The organism is Streptomyces sp. NPDC000878, assembly GCF_053599695.1.
On record NZ_JBSFMT010000044.1, the window covers coordinates 36,380 to 52,254 of the forward strand.

A 15,875-nucleotide genomic window follows, 5' to 3' on the forward strand; every position below is an offset into this window, starting at 1 on the left:
CAGCTGCGGGCATGCTGCGTGCCTCAGGCCACCGGCTCGTGTTCCGCCTCCACCTGGTTCGTTCGCGGCGGCAGGAGCTCCAGCACCGCCTGGCGCTGGGCGTCGCTCGTCGCGTCGTCGTGGGGGTCCGGGGTGGCCGGGACCTGGAGGCGGTGGACCGGGCCTGTGCCCAGGCGGGCGTAGCCGCGGCCCGGGGGCATGAGGGGGACCGGTGTCGTGTGCGGGGGCGCGCCCAGGACCGCTTCCAGCTGGGTGGGGGAGGCGGGGCCGAGGACGACACGCGCGCGCGTGTGCTGTTGTACGGCGTCGCTCAGGGTGTCCGCGCTGTCGAACTGTTCCGCCACCACGACCGTGACGTTCGCCGCCCGGCCGTGCCGCAGGGGGACCTGCAGCAGGGACTGGGGGTCGCGGTGGCCGTCGGCGGTGGCCAGGTGGGCGAGGGCTCCGGGGCGGTCGAGGAGGAGCCAGAGCGGGCGCCGGGTGTCGTCGGGGAGCGGCTGACCGGCCTGGCGGGCGTGGTTGGCCGCGATCAGCCGCCGTTCCGTTTCGTGGGCGGCCCATTCGAGGCTCGCCAGGGCTCCGGTCGGGGAGCAGTCGACGGCCAGGACGCCGTCCCGGCCGGTCAGGCACGCGTACTCGCCGGTGCCGCTGCCGTCGACGATCAGGACGTCGCCGTACTGGAGGGCCTGGAGGGCGATCGAGCGCAGCAGCGTCGTGGTGCCGGTGCCGGGCTCGCCCATCACCAGGAGGTGCGGTTCGGTGGAGCGGGCGCCCGTGCGCCAGACGACCGGCGGGACGTCCCGCTGCTCCTCGCCGTGGCCGAGGGGGAGCGTGCGCTGGACCTGGGTGGGGTCGGTGAAACCGAGCACCGTCTCGCCCGGGGACGTGACGAAGCGCTGCGCGGCGATGTCGGTGGGGAGCGGCGGCAGGACCGTGACCGTGAGCTGGTTGCCCTCCTCGTCCCACGCGAAGTGGTACTCGCGGCCCCGGCCCGACTTGGCGTGCAGCAACTGCTCGATCCGCGCGCGGGAGTCGGCCTCGCCGTCGGTGAAGTACGCCGGGTAGCGCACCAGCAGGTGCGAGACGCGGCCGGTGCCGTCGAACTCGTACGCGGGGAAGGTCTTCTCCCAGTCGCCGCCGTGGGCGTACAGGGGATCGGGGTCGTCGGGGGTCGAGAAGTAGGGGACCAGTGCCTCGTACAGGGACTGGAGGCGCTGGGTCTGGGACTCGTCGGGGCCCTCGGGCTCCGCCGGGGCGCGGTCCCTGCCGTGCCAGGCCGCTGCCGCCATCACCGAGATGACGGCGAGCAGCGGGCCGTACGGCACGAGAGCCACGACCAGGACCATCGAGGCCACCATGAACAGCAGCGGCCCGCGCTTGTCCTTGGGCGTGTCCGCCCACTTGCGCCGCCCGGCCGCAGCCAGTCGGCGCAGCCCCCGGCTGATCGTGATCAGCGGATGGAGGACGTCGGTGGCGCTGTCCGCCGCGGTCCGGGCCAGCTCCCGGCTCCGGGCGATCTGTGCGCTGCCGTTGCTCAGGATGCGGGGGAGGGGGCGCCGGACCACTGCTGTCTCCTGGAGGTGCGTGCGGGCGGGAGGGACGTCAGAACTTGATTCCGCCGAGCAGGCTCGCCAGGCTCTCGCCGCCGGCCTTGATGCTCGGAGCGATGGCGGTGCTCGCGAGGTAGAAGCCGAACAGCGCGGCCACGAAGGCGTGCGACGCCTTCAGCCCGTCCTTCTTGAAGAACAGGAAGACGATGATGCCGAGCAGAACGACGCCTGAGATGGAGAGGATCATGAGAGATCTCCTGGTGTGGTGGGGACAGTCACCATGAGTTCTTCCAGGATCACCGCATGTATCCATACGATAAAAGGTGCAATCGAGTGAATTTCGGCGTATTTCACTCCGCTGGCCGACCTGTTCGGTGTCATTCGGTGCCGTTCGGGTGCGCTGATCTTTGGCGCCGAGGTGTCGGGTCATGTGCCTGCCGAGCCAGTACGCTGACGATTCACCCGTACGGTTGTAACGAGAGGCGGTCCGGCCGATGAGCGAAGCCCCCGACCCCGATGTCGTGGAGCTGGCGACCAAGATCTTCGACCTGGCCCGGGAGGGGCAGACCGAGGCACTCGTGGCGTACGTCGACGCTGGCGTCCCGGCCGACCTCACCAACGACCGCGGTGACTCCCTGGTGATGCTCGCCGCGTACCACGGGCACGCCGACGCGGTCCGGGCGCTCCTCGCGCGCGGTGCCGACGGGGACCGGGTGAACGACCGGGGTCAGACCCCGCTCGCCGGGGCTGTTTTCAAGGGTGCGCAGGACGTCATCCAGGCACTCCTCGAGGGTGGCGCCAATCCGGCCGCGGGGATGCCCTCGGCCGTCGACACCGCTCGGATGTTCGGCAAGACAGAACTGCTGGAACTGTTCGGCGCACACTGAGCCGTACGTACTGACCAGCCAAGACACGGAAAACGGGGGAGGCGGAACGGGGCCGCCGGAAATACGGTCGCGGCAGCTTGAACAGCCGGGTCATCATGACGTCGTGATTCACGGACGCGATGGCTGGGCAGGTGTTGCCGCACCGCGCGGGCCGTGATGCGGTCCGCATGGGCCCACCTACGAGAGGCAGAGGAAGATGGTCTACAGCAAGCAGGAAACGGCGGACGCTCCGACGTGTTGTCACGTGGCCAGGTAAAGCAAGATCCCGGTTGCGTCGACGCTTGATGTGAGGCTGTTTCCCATGTTCGATCCGGTCATAGCGCCCAGCGGTACGCTGCTCGGCCTGCTCCAGAGGGGCCGCGGCGACGGCACGCTGCACGCGCTCACCGCACCGCGCGCCGAGGCGCTCGCGGCGCTGAACCACTGCGTGCTCCGCGACCCCCGCCACGACTGGCAGGTGGAGAACCGCTCCCTTTACTACGCCCGTCTCTATGTCGACCTCCACGGAGAGGTGGACGAGATCGAGGCCCATCTCTTCGACGCCGAGGACATCCTCGACACTGACGAGTCACGCACCGGGCTCGCCCTCGCGGTCCTCGGGCACCTCGCCTCGTACGGCAGGCGCGACGCGCTCGATCTGCTGCGCAGGTACGCCGCCACCGGCACCAGCTGGGCCTGGGCACTGGACGAACTGGCGCTCAGGGACGACGACGCGGGGCTGCGTGCCCTCGCCGTCCCCGTGCTGGCCCGCTTCGGCACCGACGCGGAGGGCGAGGCCGAACTCGCCGCCGCCGTGCGCGACGCCTTCGAGCCACGGCCCTGGCGGCTGTGGGCCGACGATGCGCGTGAATCGGTCTCCACGCGCGTGCGTGCCGCTCAGGAGACCGGCTGTTTCGACCGCTGGCAACGCCAGATGCGACCGTCAGGACCCCGCCCGGGCTGGAGCGTGCAGGCCGTCTTCGAATGGGCCCAACAGGGCATCGACCGCGGCGCCGTGCTCCATGTGCCCGCCGCGCGCTGCCTCACGGCTGTGGCAGGCCCCGAGGACCGGCCCCAGATTCTGGAGGCGGCCCGCAGCGGCGGCGACGGCGCCCGCTGCACGGCCCTGCGCTATCTCGCGGACGGCAATGATCCCGACGCCCTCGACCTGATCGAGGGCGCCATCGCCGACGGCACGACGGCCGTCGTGGAGGCCGCCGTCGACTCCTTCGAACGCATGCGCAGTATCGCCGCCGTCGACCGCGCGCGCGGGTGGGTCCACCGGCCCGACCCCCTGGGCGCCGCCGCCGGACGGATGCTCGCCTGCCTGGGCGCAACCCGGGACAGCGACCTCGTCCTCGGCGCCCTGCGGGAGGCCGTACGGGGCGAAGGGCCCGACGCGCCGACCCTGTGGACCCTGGTGGACGGCGCGGGACGGCTCGGCATCGTCTGCGCGGCCCCTGTCCTGCGCCATGTCTACCGAGAGACCGCCTCGTCCCATCTGCGCGGCCGGGCCGCCCGGGCCCTCGCCGCCACCGATCCCTCCTTCGCCGCCGGCTTCGCCGTCGAATGCCTGTGGGACTGCGAGGAGACCACCCGCGAGGTCGCCGCCCGGCACGCCGAGACCGGCGACGCCAGGGTCGTCGAACAGCTGCGCCGACTCGCCGCGGACCCGGCCGAGGAGGCCGAAGTCCAGACAGCCGTAAGAAGCCGCATCGGGCCTGATTCCACCCGTCGTGTGAACGGGGGGTGACTCGGCGGTCAGGAGCGTATGGACGCGCGCCGACCTGCGAGGGGGCGGTGCGCAACGCTCACGGGACGTTCCCCGGCCGGAAAGATCGACGTTGACGCGAGCACGTCCAGTACGGCGACAACACCCCTATGCGTGTCGTCATCGTGACCGAATCCTTTCCCCCCGATGTGAACGGCGTGGCCCACTGCGCGCTCCAGACCGCCCGGCACCTCGTCGATCGCGGTCACGTTCCCCTCGTCGTCGCCCCGGCCACCGCCGCCGGGACCGGGCCCGACGCCTCGGCGCCGTGCCCCGTCGTCCGTGTCCCCTCCCTACCGCTCCCGGGCTACCCCCAGGTCCGCGTCGCCCTCCCCAGCCGACGCGTCGCCGCCGCGATCACCGAGCACCGCGCGGACATCGTCCACCTGGCCAGCCCCTTCATCCTCGGCGTACGCGGCATGGCCGCCGCCGCCCGGCTCGGCATCCCCGCCGTGGCCGTCTACCAGACCGACCTGGCCGGATACGCCCGCACCTACGTCCACGCGGGCGAGGCCGCCGCCTGGCGCCGCATCCGCTCCGTCCATGCCGCCGCCGACCTGACCCTCGCGCCGTCCAGCGCGGCCCTGCACGACCTGGAGTCGCACGGCGTGCCCCGGGTCAAGCTGTGGCAGCGCGGGGTGGACACCGTGCGTTTCCGCCCCGAACTGCGCGACGAGGCCATCCGCCGCGAACTCGCCCCGAACGGCGAGCTGATCGTCGGCTACGTCGGCCGGCTCGCCCCCGAGAAGCAGGTCGAACTCCTCGCCGGGGTCTGCGGACTGGACGGCGTACGCGTTGTCGTCGTGGGCGACGGGCCCAGCGAGCCGGGGCTGCGCGAGCAGCTGCCCGGCGCGGTCTTCCTGGGCCGCCGTACCGGCGACGAACTCGCCCGGATCTTCGCCTCGCTGGACGTCTTCGCGCACACCGGCCCCTTCGAGACCTTCTGCCAGACCGTGCAGGAGGCCATGGCGAGCGGCGTCCCCGTCGTCGCCCCCGCCGCCGGCGGACCGCTCGACCTGGTCGCCCACGGCCGCACCGGCCTGCTGGTCCCTCCGCGCGACGCGGCGGCCGTACGGGACGCGGTGTGGTCCCTCGCTGGTGACCCGGCGCTGCGGGCCGCGTACGGCACCGCCGCGCGGGCGATGGTCGAGGACCGCACCTGGGCGGCCGTCGGCGACCAGCTCGTCGGCCACTACGCCGACATACTCACCGCGCGGACGGTGGTGGCCGCATGAACGCCGAGACATCACGCGGTACGACCGGACCGCTGCGCATCGTCAGGCTGGCGAACTTCGTCGCCCCCGCCTCGGGCGGCCTGCGCACCGCGCTGCGCGAACTGGGCACCGGCTACCGGGCCGCCGGGCACGAACCCGTCCTGATCGTCCCCGGTGAGCGCGCGAGCGACCGCGACACCGAACAGGGCCGCGTGATCACCCTGACCGGCCCGCTGCTGCCCGGCACCGGCGGCTACCGCGTCCTCACGGACAAGCGCCGCGTCGCCGCCCTGCTCGCATCACTCGCGCCGGACCGCCTGGAGGTGTCCGACCGGACGACCCTGAGGTGGACCGGCAAGTGGGCGAGGCGCGCCCGCGTCCCCGCGGTGATGGTCTCCCACGAGACCGCCGACGGCGTCCTGCGCACCTGGGGCCTGCCGGAGAACCTCTCCCGGCGCGCCGCCGACGCCCTCAACGTCCGTACGGCACACACCTACGCGCGCGTGGTGTGCACCACCGAGTTCGCCGAGCGGGAGTTCGTCCGGATCGGCGCGCGCAATGTCGTACGGGCCCCACTGGGCGTCGATCTGGTGCTGCGGCACCCGTCGCTGCGGGACCCGGAACTGCGGGCGCTCCACGCGCGCGGGGACGAGGTGCTCCTGGTGATGTGCTCCCGGCTGTCCGTGGAGAAGCGGCCAGGAACGGCGCTGGACGCCGTGGAAGCGCTGCGACGGCGCGGGCAGCGGGCGCGGCTCGTGGTGGCCGGGGACGGGCCGCTGCGGGCCCGGCTGGAGCAGCGGGCGCGGGAGCGCGGGCTGCCGGTCGCCTTCCTCGGGCATGTCGCCGACCGGGCACTGCTGGGCGGACTCCAGGCGTCCGCCGACGTGTGCCTGGCGCCCGGGCCCGCGGAGACGTTCGGGCTCGCCGCGCTGGAGGCGATGGCCTGCGGTACGCCCGTGGTCGTCAGCGCGTCCTCCGCGCTGCCCGAGGTGATCGGGTCCGCCGGGGCTGTCGCGGCCGACGACGGGGAGGCCTTCGCGGACGCCGTACGGCTGCTGCTGGGGCGGCCCGAACGCGAGCGCCGGGAGACGGCACGCGCGCGTGCGGAGTGTTTCGGCTGGTCGGCCGCGGTCGAGGCGTTCCTTGCGGCGCACGACGCGAGGGTGCCGTCCGCCGGTGAGGCGCCCGTGCGGCCCGTCGTACCGGAGGGCGTCGGATGAGACCGCTGCGGTTCGTGGCACTCGGCGACTCGCTGACCGAGGGGGTGGGCGATCCCGTGGACGACGGGTGGCGCGGCTGGGCCGCGCTGCTCGCCGGCGGGTTCGGCGACACGCCGGTCGAGTTCACCAACCTCGCGGTCAGCGGGGCGCAGACACGCGACGTCCTGGAACGGCAGACGCCGGCCGGTCTCGACCTGGAGCCGGACGTCGTGTCCGTCGTCATCGGGGTGAACGACACCCTGCGCCGCACCTTCGACATCCACGCGGTGGCCGCTCGCCTCGACGAGGTGTACGCGGCCTTCACCGGGCGGGGCGCGCTCCTGCTCACGGCGTGTCTGCCCGACCCCGGGGCGATGCTGGGCCTGCCCGGTGTCCTGGCGAACCCGCTGGCCCGGCGGCAGCGGGCGGTCAACACGGTCGTCCACGCGCTCTCCGAGCGCTACGGGGCCGTGCATCTGCACGCCGCCGAGGGCGAGTGGCTCAGCGGGCGCGAGATGTGGAGCGCGGACCGGCTGCACCCCGGCGAGCAGGGACACCGCCAGCTCGCGGTCCGCTTCCACGCGCTCCTCGCGGAGGCGGGCGTCGCGGACGGGGCGGGTCCGTCGGCCGCGCCGGAACGACCCGCGCCCACCCGGTCGGCCAGCCTGCGCTGGCTGGCCACCGCGGGCACGGGCTGGGTGGCGCGCCGCTGCACCGACCTGCTGCCGCAACTGCTCCGGCTGGCCGCCCAGGAGGTCCGCCACCGCGCGCGGGGCACGAGTGCCCGCCTTGACCTGGGGGCGTCCCACGCGGTGGCGGCGGCCCTGGCCGCCCTGACGGTTGCGGAGCGTGGGGCTGAGCCGGAGGTGGCTTAGGGCCCATGCGGCGGATCGGTCGGAGGACGGCTACGTCGCCTCGTCGGCGTAGGCGTAGGGGCGCCCGGGGCGCGGGTGCCCGTCTCGACCTGGGGGCCGTCCCACGCCGTGGCGGTGGCCCTGGCCGCCCTGATGGTTGGGGAGCGCGGGGCTGAGCTGGGCGTGGCGTAGGGCCTGGGCGGCGGCGGACCGGGACGGGGGAGCCTGTGGAGCGGAATCGCGGAGGTGAGTGGGGCGAACGGGGTCCCCGCGCGCGTGGTTGGCGTGGCGATGCGACGGGCCCCTCGCGCGAGCCAATCCGAACGTGGATGAGCCGAGTGGAATGAGGCGAGCGTGGGGAGCCGGGGCGTGGCGGAGTCGGCAACCGGCGACAACGCCACAGGCGGGCGGATTGACCCCCGCGTCTCCGGCACGGTCCGCCGTACCCGCCCCGGGCGGTCAGCGGCGGCGTACGGGCACGAATCTGACCGGGGTGCCCGGGGCCGCCTGGGCCGCGGCGGGCAGGTCGGTGGTGCGGACGACGGCGATCACCGGATAGCCCCCGGTGGTCGGATGGTCGGCCAGGAAGACCACCGGGCTGCCGTCCGGGGGTACCTGGACCGCGCCCAGGACCATGCCCTCGCTGGGGAGTTCGCCGGAAAAGGCCCTCTCCAGGGAGGGGCCTTCCGTGCGCAGCCCGATGCGGTTGCTCGCTGAGGACACCCGGTACGTGGACGTGGTGAACGTCCGCAGTGCCGTCGGCGTGAACCAGTCGTCTCGTGGGCCGACGGTCACCCGGAGGACGAGTTCGGCCGGGGGCGCGGGCTGCGGAGCGACGTCCACGCGCGCGTGGGCGCCGAGCACGTGCCCCAGGGGCAGCACCGCGCCGTCCGTCAGGGGTGGCGGGCCCAGACCGGAGAGCAGGTCGGTGGAGCGGCTGCCGAGCACGGGCTCGACGGCGACCCCGCCGGAGACGGCCACGTAACCACGTACCCCGGAGAGGGCCGTTCCGATGTCCAGGAGCGCGCCGGCGGGCACCCGCACCGGAGCGCCCCAGGCCACCGGGCGGCCGTCCACTGTGACCGGGCAGGGGGCGCCGCCGACCGCGACGGTGACCGGGCAACGGGGGCGCAGGGCGCAGCCGTTGAGAGTGGTCTCCAGGACGGCCGCCTCGGGCGGGTTGCCGACCAGCCGGTTGACGAGCGCCGCCGCGGGCGCGTCCAGGGCCCCGGAGCGGGGCACCCCGAGATGGGCGTACCCGGGACGCCCCAGGTCCTGCACGGTGGTCAGCGCCCCCGCCCGTACGACGGCGAGCGCACGATCAGTCATCGGCGTCCCACCGGGACGAAACGGACCCGGGTGCCCGGCGACAGCAGAGCGGCCGGCACGCGCGCGTGGTCCCACAGGACCGCGTCCGTCGTACCGATCAGCTGCCAGCCGCCCGGCGACGAACGTGGGTACACGCCCGTGTACGGGCCCGCCAGCGCCACCGCACCTGCCGGGACGGACGTCCGCGGGGTCGCCCGGCGAGGGACGTCGTAGCGGGCCGGGAGGCCGGTGAGATAGCCGAAGCCGGGCGCGAAACCGCAGAACGCGACCCGGAACTCGGTGTCCGCGTGGATGCCCGCCACCGCCTCCTCGGACACGTCCCACAGGGCGGCTACATCGGCGAGGTCCGGGCCGTCGTAGCGGACCGGGAGTTCGACGACCTCCTCGGTGCGGGAGAGCGCCGGGGGCACTTCGGAGGTGGTCAGTTCGGCGGCCAGGCGGGCGGGGTCGGGCAGGCCGTCGAGGAGGACCGTACGGGCCGCGGGGACGATCTCCCGTACGGCCAGGGTGCCCTCCGCGCGGCGGCGCAGCAGTTCCGCGTGCAGGGCCTGGGCCTCCTCCCCGGAGGAGACCTCGACCAGCAGCGCGTCGTCGCCGACGGGCAGCGCCCGCATGCCCTTCGTTCCGCTCATGAGAAGGCCTCCACGCGGACGCCGGACGCCTCCAGGCGCTCCCGGACCCGGCGGGCCAGGTCCACCGCGCCCGGCGTGTCGCCGTGCACGCACAGGGAGCGGGCATGGACGGCGAGGGGCGTCCCCGCGCGCGACGCGATCACACCCGTCCGGGCGAGGGTCACGGAGCGGGCCACCACCGCCTCCAGGTCGGTCACCAGTGCCCCGTCCTGACCGCGCGGCACGAGCGTGCCCTCGTCGGTGTACGCGCGGTCCGCGAACGCCTCCGGGACGGCCGGGAGGCCCGCCCCCTCGGCCAGCTCCAGCAGGCGCGAGCCCGGCAGCCCGAGCACCGGCAGGCCGGCGTCGGCCAGGAGCACGCCGTCGATCACCGCCTCCGCCTGTTCCTTGTCGTGCACGACGCGGTTGTAGAGCGCGCCGTGCGGCTTGACGTACGACACGCGCGTGCCTGCCGCACGCGCGAAGACCTCAAGGGCGCCGATCTGGTAGGCCACCTCGGCCGTCAGCTCGTCGGGCGGCACGTCCATCGCGCGCCGCCCGAACCCCGCGAGGTCGCGGTAGGAGACCTGGGCGCCGATCCGTACGCCGCGTTCGGCCGCCAGCTCGCACACCCGCCGCATGGTGACCGCGTCCCCGGCGTGGAAGCCGCAGGCCACGTTGGCGCTGGTGACGACGGACAGCAGCTGTTCGTCGTCGGTCAGCCGCCAGCGGCCGAAGCCCTCGCCGAGGTCGGCGTTGAGGTCGATCATCAGGGACTCCTGTCACGCTCCGGTCAGGCGACGCGGTACTGCTCGTCGCGGGTGTCGGTGAGGAACATCTGGCCCGGCGCGTGGGTGATGGCAAAGGGCGGGCGGGACGCCATCACCGCGGCCTGCGGGGTCACTCCGCAGGCCCAGAACACCGGGATGTCGTCCGGTGCGAGGTCCACCGGATCGCCGAAGTCCGGACGGCCGAGGTCGTCGATGCCGAGCCCCGACGGATCGCCGCAGTGTACGGGGCTGCCGTGCACCGCAGGGAGCAGACTGCTCTCCCGGATCGCCGCCGCCAGATGCTCCGGAGGCACCGGACGCATGGACACGACCATGGGCCCGTGCAGCCGCCCCGCGGGCCGGCACTGGCGGCCGGTCACGTACATCGGGACGTTGCGGCCCTGCTCGATGTGCCGGATCGGGACGCCCGCCTCCGCGAGCGCCCACTCGAAGGTGAAACTGCACCCGATGAGGAACGTCACCAGATCGTCGCGCCAATGGGCGAGCACGTCCGTGGGCTCGTCCACCAGTTCGCCGTCCTGCCAGACCCGGTAGCGCGGCAGATCGGTGCGCAGGTCCGCGCCCTCGGCGAGAACGGTGGTCCAGGAGCCGGCGTCCGTGACGTCCAGGACCGGGCAGGGCTTCTGGTTGCGCTGGCAGAACAGCAGCATGTCGTACGCCCAGTCGGCGGGCACCGAGATCAGGTTGGCCTGGGTGTGGCCGGCCGCGACGCCCGCCGTGGGGCCCGTCAGGCCCGCACGGAAGCGGGCTCGCGCGGATTTCGGGTTCCACGCGTGCGCGTGCTCGTCGACGAGGGACAGGGGGCGGTCTTCCGTACGGTTCACTGAAGTTCCTTCCCGCGGGTCTCCGGCAGCCCCAGCAGTGCCAGGGCGGCGATGCCGTATCCGATCGCACCGAAGACCAGCGCACCGCCCACACCCCAGCTGTCGGCCAGGAAGCCGACCGTGGTGGGGAAGACGGCGCCGACGGCCCGGCCGGTGTTGTAGGTGAAGCCCTGCCCCGTGCCGCGTACAGCCGTCGGGTACAGCTCGCTCAGATAGGAGCCGAAGCCGCTGAAGATCGCCGACATACAGAACCCGAGCGGGAAACCGAGCACCAGGAGAAGGGTGTTGGCGCCGTTCGGGATGTTCGCGTAGGCGAGGACGCACAGCGCCGAGAGGACCGCGAACAGCCAGATGTTGCGCTTGCGGCCGATCCGGTCGGTGAGGTAACCGCCGGTCAGATAGCCGATGAAGGCCCCGGAGATCAGGAACGTGAGATACGAACCGGTGCCGACGACCGACAGTCCGCGCTCCGTCTTCAGATAGGTGGGCACCCAGGTCGCGAGGGTGTAGTAGCCGCCCTGGACACCGGTGGACAGCAGTCCCGCGAAGATCGTGATGCGCAGCAGTCCGGGTGCCTCGGCCGTGCCGGGCCTGAAGATCTCCTTGAACGAGCCCTTGTTGGGGTTCTTCTCGCGCTCGGCGACCGCGCGGGGCGCGTCCTGCACCGAGCGGCGCACCCAGACGACCAGCAGCGCGGGCAGCGCGCCCGTCCAGAACATCACGCGCCAGGCCAGGTCGTCGTCGAGGAACGAGAAGACCATGGTGTAGACGATCACGGCCAGTCCCCAGCCCACGGCCCAGGAACTCTGGATCGCGCCGAGCGTACGGCCGCGGTGCTTGGGGCTCGCGTACTCGGCCACCAGGATCGCGCCGACGGCCCACTCGCCGCCGAAACCGAGGCCCTGGAGGGCGCGGAACACCAGCAGCGTCTCGTAGTTGGGCGCGAAACCGCAGGCCACGGTGAAGACCGCGTACGTGATCACCGTGATCATCAGGGCTTTGACCCGGCCTATCCGGTCCGCGAGCACGCCCGCGCCGGCGCCGCCGATCGCGGACACGACCAGGGTGACGGTGGTGAACAGCCCGGTCTGGCCGCTGTTCAGACCGAAGTACGCGGACAGCGCCACCATGCTCAGCGGCAGTGTGAAGTAGTCGTACGAATCCAGGGCATAGCCGCCGAAAGCACCGCCGAAGGCGCGGCGACCGCGCGGGCCCAACGCCCGCAGCCAGGCGAACGCGCCTTCGTCGACGGCGGGTTCGCCCGTTCCGGGGCGGGTCTCGGTGGTCAGGGCCTGCGGTGGAGGGGTCGTGCTCATGGGCACCTCGCAGTTGAGGGACGGAGGGTGCTTCAGGGATGAGCAGGCAGTGCGGGAGCGGTCGGCACCGCGTGGATCCGGCGGTGCCTGTCCAGCAAGGTAGAGGATCGTTGAACGATCCCTCAATACCTATGTTGTTTCGTTCTTGTATCTACGATTGAATTCCGGGCATGGCAGAGCAGTTGACGGGACTGGCCGACGACCGCGCGCTCCTCGGGCGCACCAGCACCGCCGAGCGGGTCTCGGACATCCTCAGGAGCCGTATCGCCGACGGGTACTTCCCGCCCGGGACCCGGCTCTCCGAGGACAGCATCGGAGGCGCGCTGGGCGTCTCCCGCAACACGCTGCGCGAGGCGTTCCGGCTGCTCACGCACGAACGCCTGCTGATCCACGAGCTGAACAGAGGCGTCTTCGTACGGGTCCTCACGGTCGAGGACGTCGAGGACATCTACCGCACCCGCGCCCTCGTCGAGTGCGCCGTCGTCCGCGGCCTCGGTGAGCCGCCGTACGCCCTGGAGAGCCTCGCCGCGGCCGTCGAGGAGGGGCAGCGGGCGGCGCGCGAGGGTGACTGGAAAGGGCTGGGTACGGCCAACATCCACTTCCACCGCGAACTCGTCGCGCTGGCCGGCAGCGCCCGCACCGACGAGCTGATGCGCAGCGTCTTCGCCGAACTTCGCCTGGCCTTCCACGTCGTGGACGACCCGCGACGCCTGCACGAGCCCTATCTCGCGCGGAACGAACAAATACTGCGAGCCCTCCAGGCGGGCGACCGGGAGCGGGCCGAGGGGCTGCTTTCGGTCTATCTCGACGACTCGCTCGAACGGGTTGTCGAGGTGTACCGGCGGCGGGTGGGCGAGGACGGGTAGGTGGCGCGTGGTGCGGGCCGGGCTGCTCGTGGCGCGGTGACGGCGGGTCGCTTCTGAGTCGTTTGGGCCGTTGTCAGACCGAGGACCTAGTCTGTGCAGCGTGACTTCGCCTGCATCGACGGACAGCGTTCCGCCCCAGCTCAGCGCGGGGCCGCGCCCCGCTCCGGGCCCGGCCGCCGACGAGGGACTGGCGCGGCGCCTGCGTGCGCTCGCCTGCACCGCCCCGCTCCACGACCTGGACGCGCGCAAGGCGAATCTCGCGGGCGAGTACTCGGTGTACGGCATGGCGGAGGTGGCCCTCGCGGCCATCGACCTGGTCACCCTGAACATGGACTTCGACACCGGCGCCGACCACGACCAGATCGTCGCCCGCCTCATCCCGCGCATCGCCGCCCAGGCTCCGCAGCGCCCCGTGACCGAGCACGAGCGCGTCGCCCGCTGGGTCCTGGAGAACCTGATCAACGTCGGCAGCGTCGACCGCGGCTTCCGGGCCGTATACGGCACGTTCTCGCCGGACGGTACGTATGTACGCCGCGACTACGACTTCAAGCTGATCGAAGAGGTCCCCGGATACGGCGGAAGCGTCTATCTCCGTACGACGGATGAAGCGGTCAACGTACTCGTCGGCGCCCTCGACACCGACGTCACCAGCGCCCAGATCGCCGCCGAGGTCAAGCTGGAGGTGCTGATCAGCCGGGGCAGGCTGGCCGACGCCCAGCTCGCCGCGGAGCAGGCCCGCTACCGGACCGTGCAGTACTCGGAGGTCCTGCGCAGGGCGCTGGACGCGACCCGGCGGAACGTACGCGCGGTGGACTGGCTCCAGACCGTCCCCGACATGATCGCCGAGGCGCTCGACCACGTGGCCGACCGGTACCGCCACGAGAACGCGATCCTGACCAACATCCGCAAGGCCCGGGACGAGTCCGAGGACCCGGAGCAGAAGCGGCGCGCCGCCGAGCTGGTCGACATCGTCAAGGACTGCATCCGCCGGCACACGCAGCTCCAGTCCCGGCTGCTGGAGGCGGGACCGCTGTTCCGCGCGGAGCAGGACCGGCAGGCCTTCGCGACACCGATGACGTCGTCGGGGATCGACCTGTACGGCCATCTGGTCGCCCCGGTGCTGCCGTTGCCCCTTGAGCGGGCGGTGCGGGTCACGGACGCGTTCTTCGCGCGCGGGACGGGGCTCCGTACGCCGGTGTCGGTCCGGGTCGGCGACCTCGTCGACATACTGCTGACGCCGCCGCTGGAACGGGAGCATCTCGGGGCGGAGATGCCGGAGCCGGACCTGATCGCCACGCCGGACGACAGCCGGTTCAGCGAGGAGCAGTTGGCGGCGGCGATGGAGTTGCTGGATCTGCCCGCGGACGCTCCTCGGCGGTTGTCGGGGTTGCTGGCGGAGGCGCGTCTTCGGGATGCGGAGCTTCCTTATCTGGTGGCTCTGTTGGCCGTCCACGCGGCCAGCCCGCCGGTGGGGACGGCCTATCGGCAGGGTGAGGAGAAGCTGTTGTTCGCTGTCGATGACGGGACGGAGTTGGACGATCCGGAGTTCGGGGGCGCCGATCTGATTGTGGGGATGGCGTTGCTGGATGCGGTGGGGATGGCGGCGGGTCGTTCGGAGGCGGCGTGATGTGGTTGATGTTGTCGCTTGGCTGCGGGCCCGTTGTGGCTGGTCGCGCAGTTCCCCGCGCCCCTGAAGGGGCGCCTGCCCGGCCGCTCGTTTATCAGAACCCCAAGGAGTCACAGCCGTGAATGAGCAGGTCGAGTGGAGTGAGGCGGAGGCTGTTGCCGCGCCGGCCGCTGCTGCCCCCGTGACTCCTGGCGATGCCGCTGACGCCGCTCGGCTGGTGGCCTTTGGGCTTCAGCCCAAGCTTCAGGCTGCTCGGGATCAGGAGTACGCCGAGTTGTTGCGGCGGTATCGCGAGGACTCGGCCTTCGCCCGGCTCGCCGACGCCGTTGCCGCCGGGCTGGGGCTGATCGTGCTGGAGGTGTCCCCGCGCGCGGGGATGGCCGTCACCGCCGCCGAGGACTCCGTCTTCGCCGTGCGGATGGGCGACTACGCCCGTCGAACGTCCGCCGACGGGTCGGACCGGTTTCTGCACGGGCTCGCCCATCTCGCCGTCGCTGCCATGGCGTTTCCGCGGCCCGAGGACCTCGCCGACGACGGCTACATCGGGCGCGTCACCGTCAACGGGGTCGAGGCCTTCGTACGGCAGGCCTGTCGGCGGCTGGAGGAGCGGGCCGAGGCACAGGGGGAGAACACCGACCCGGTCAGTGACGCCCCTGGCCTTGAGGCCGCTTGGCGCATCTGGATGAGGCGGAGTGCGACGGGGGCCACCAAGGACGCGCGGAGACCGGCCGGTTCGACGACCGGCATCGTCGGCAAGGCGGTCGCGTTCCTCACAGACTCCGGCTTCCTCCAGCGGACGGGTGACGACAACGGCGGTACGTATCGGACGACGGCTCGTTACCAGCTCCAGGTGCGGGACATGGCCGGCAACGCCGCCATGGCCGAGCTGCTGGAACTGGGCGTCGTGCCGGTCACCGACGGCACACCGACGCTGCTGCCCGCCGAGGAGACCGACGACCTGGAGCTGGTGGCCGACGCCGGACTGCCCTTCCACCACGCCTGACCGCCGCTCCGACTCCCCTCACACCCGACACCCCCAACCCGACTACTCCCTTAC

Annotated in this window: 15 protein-coding genes; 8 read left to right on the forward strand and 7 right to left on the reverse strand. The window is 72.5% G+C overall.

What is annotated here, in order from left to right:
* Positions 1-23: 23 nt before the first annotated feature.
* Both ACWDR4_RS31430 and ACWDR4_RS31435 read right to left on the reverse strand, forming a co-directional pair.
* Positions 24-1,565, reverse strand: coding sequence for an ATP-binding protein (locus tag ACWDR4_RS31430; protein WP_450413496.1), 1,542 nt, complete (start codon positions 1,563-1,565; stop codon positions 24-26).
* A 37-nt stretch (positions 1,566-1,602) separates the two neighbouring features.
* Positions 1,603-1,797 (reverse strand): hypothetical protein, encoded by a 195-nt coding sequence (locus ACWDR4_RS31435; protein ID WP_105974144.1) that lies wholly within the window; start codon positions 1,795-1,797, stop codon positions 1,603-1,605.
* A 247-nt stretch (positions 1,798-2,044) separates the two neighbouring features.
* On the opposite strand from ACWDR4_RS31435, the gene ACWDR4_RS31440 reads away from it, so the two are divergent.
* From ACWDR4_RS31440 to ACWDR4_RS31460, 5 genes are all read left to right on the forward strand, one after another.
* Positions 2,045-2,437, forward strand: coding sequence for an ankyrin repeat domain-containing protein (locus ACWDR4_RS31440; RefSeq protein ID WP_450413497.1), 393 nt, complete (start codon positions 2,045-2,047; stop codon positions 2,435-2,437).
* A 301-nt stretch (positions 2,438-2,738) separates the two neighbouring features.
* On the forward strand, positions 2,739-4,169 hold the full coding sequence (locus ACWDR4_RS31445) for a HEAT repeat domain-containing protein (RefSeq protein WP_450413498.1): 1,431 nt from the start codon (positions 2,739-2,741) through the stop codon (positions 4,167-4,169).
* A 128-nt stretch (positions 4,170-4,297) separates the two neighbouring features.
* Positions 4,298-5,422 carry a glycosyltransferase family 4 protein gene (locus tag ACWDR4_RS31450; protein ID WP_450413499.1) on the forward strand — a complete coding sequence of 375 codons (1,125 nt, stop codon included), beginning with the start codon at positions 4,298-4,300 and terminating at the stop codon, positions 5,420-5,422.
* Positions 5,419-6,621 (forward strand): glycosyltransferase, encoded by a 1,203-nt coding sequence (locus ACWDR4_RS31455; RefSeq protein ID WP_450413500.1) that lies wholly within the window; start codon positions 5,419-5,421, stop codon positions 6,619-6,621. Before ACWDR4_RS31450 ends, ACWDR4_RS31455 begins: the two co-directional genes overlap by 4 nt.
* Positions 6,618-7,475 carry an SGNH/GDSL hydrolase family protein gene (locus ACWDR4_RS31460; RefSeq protein WP_450413501.1) on the forward strand — a complete coding sequence of 286 codons (858 nt, stop codon included), beginning with the start codon at positions 6,618-6,620 and terminating at the stop codon, positions 7,473-7,475. The genes ACWDR4_RS31455 and ACWDR4_RS31460 overlap by 4 nt, the downstream gene beginning before the upstream one ends.
* Before the next feature lie 438 nt (positions 7,476-7,913).
* On the opposite strand, the gene ACWDR4_RS31465 is transcribed toward ACWDR4_RS31460, so the two are convergent.
* The 5 genes from ACWDR4_RS31465 to ACWDR4_RS31485 are packed head-to-tail and all read right to left on the reverse strand — an operon-like array spanning position 7,914 to position 12,325.
* Complete coding sequence (locus tag ACWDR4_RS31465; protein WP_450413502.1) at positions 7,914-8,783, reverse strand: 5-oxoprolinase subunit C family protein; 870 nt, start codon at positions 8,781-8,783, stop codon at positions 7,914-7,916.
* Entirely contained in the window at positions 8,780-9,397 is a 618-nt protein-coding gene (locus ACWDR4_RS31470; protein ID WP_450413530.1) for a 5-oxoprolinase subunit B family protein, read from the reverse strand. Before ACWDR4_RS31470 ends, ACWDR4_RS31465 begins: the two co-directional genes overlap by 4 nt.
* A gap of 14 nt (positions 9,398-9,411) precedes the next feature.
* The gene (locus ACWDR4_RS31475) at positions 9,412-10,164 is read right to left on the reverse strand and encodes a LamB/YcsF family protein (RefSeq protein WP_450413503.1); all 753 of its coding nucleotides are present in this window, start codon (positions 10,162-10,164) and stop codon (positions 9,412-9,414) included.
* Positions 10,165-10,187: 23 nt separating this feature from the next.
* Positions 10,188-11,009 carry a putative hydro-lyase gene (locus ACWDR4_RS31480; RefSeq protein WP_450413504.1) on the reverse strand — a complete coding sequence of 274 codons (822 nt, stop codon included), beginning with the start codon at positions 11,007-11,009 and terminating at the stop codon, positions 10,188-10,190.
* On the reverse strand, positions 11,006-12,325 hold the full coding sequence (locus ACWDR4_RS31485; RefSeq protein ID WP_450413505.1) for an MFS transporter: 1,320 nt from the start codon (positions 12,323-12,325) through the stop codon (positions 11,006-11,008). The genes ACWDR4_RS31480 and ACWDR4_RS31485 overlap by 4 nt, the downstream gene beginning before the upstream one ends.
* Before the next feature lie 170 nt (positions 12,326-12,495).
* Here ACWDR4_RS31485 and ACWDR4_RS31490 point away from each other — a divergent pair, with 170 nt between their 5' ends.
* The 3 genes from ACWDR4_RS31490 to ACWDR4_RS31500 all read left to right on the forward strand — a co-directional run bounded on the left by ACWDR4_RS31490 (position 12,496) and on the right by ACWDR4_RS31500 (position 15,821).
* Positions 12,496-13,191 (forward strand): GntR family transcriptional regulator, encoded by a 696-nt coding sequence (locus ACWDR4_RS31490; protein ID WP_450413506.1) that lies wholly within the window; start codon positions 12,496-12,498, stop codon positions 13,189-13,191.
* A 100-nt stretch (positions 13,192-13,291) separates the two neighbouring features.
* Entirely contained in the window at positions 13,292-14,818 is a 1,527-nt protein-coding gene (locus ACWDR4_RS31495; RefSeq protein ID WP_389360436.1) for a hypothetical protein, read from the forward strand.
* Positions 14,819-14,936: 118 nt separating this feature from the next.
* The gene (locus ACWDR4_RS31500; RefSeq protein WP_450413507.1) at positions 14,937-15,821 is read left to right on the forward strand and encodes a hypothetical protein; all 885 of its coding nucleotides are present in this window, start codon (positions 14,937-14,939) and stop codon (positions 15,819-15,821) included.
* Positions 15,822-15,875: the final 54 nt, after the last annotated feature.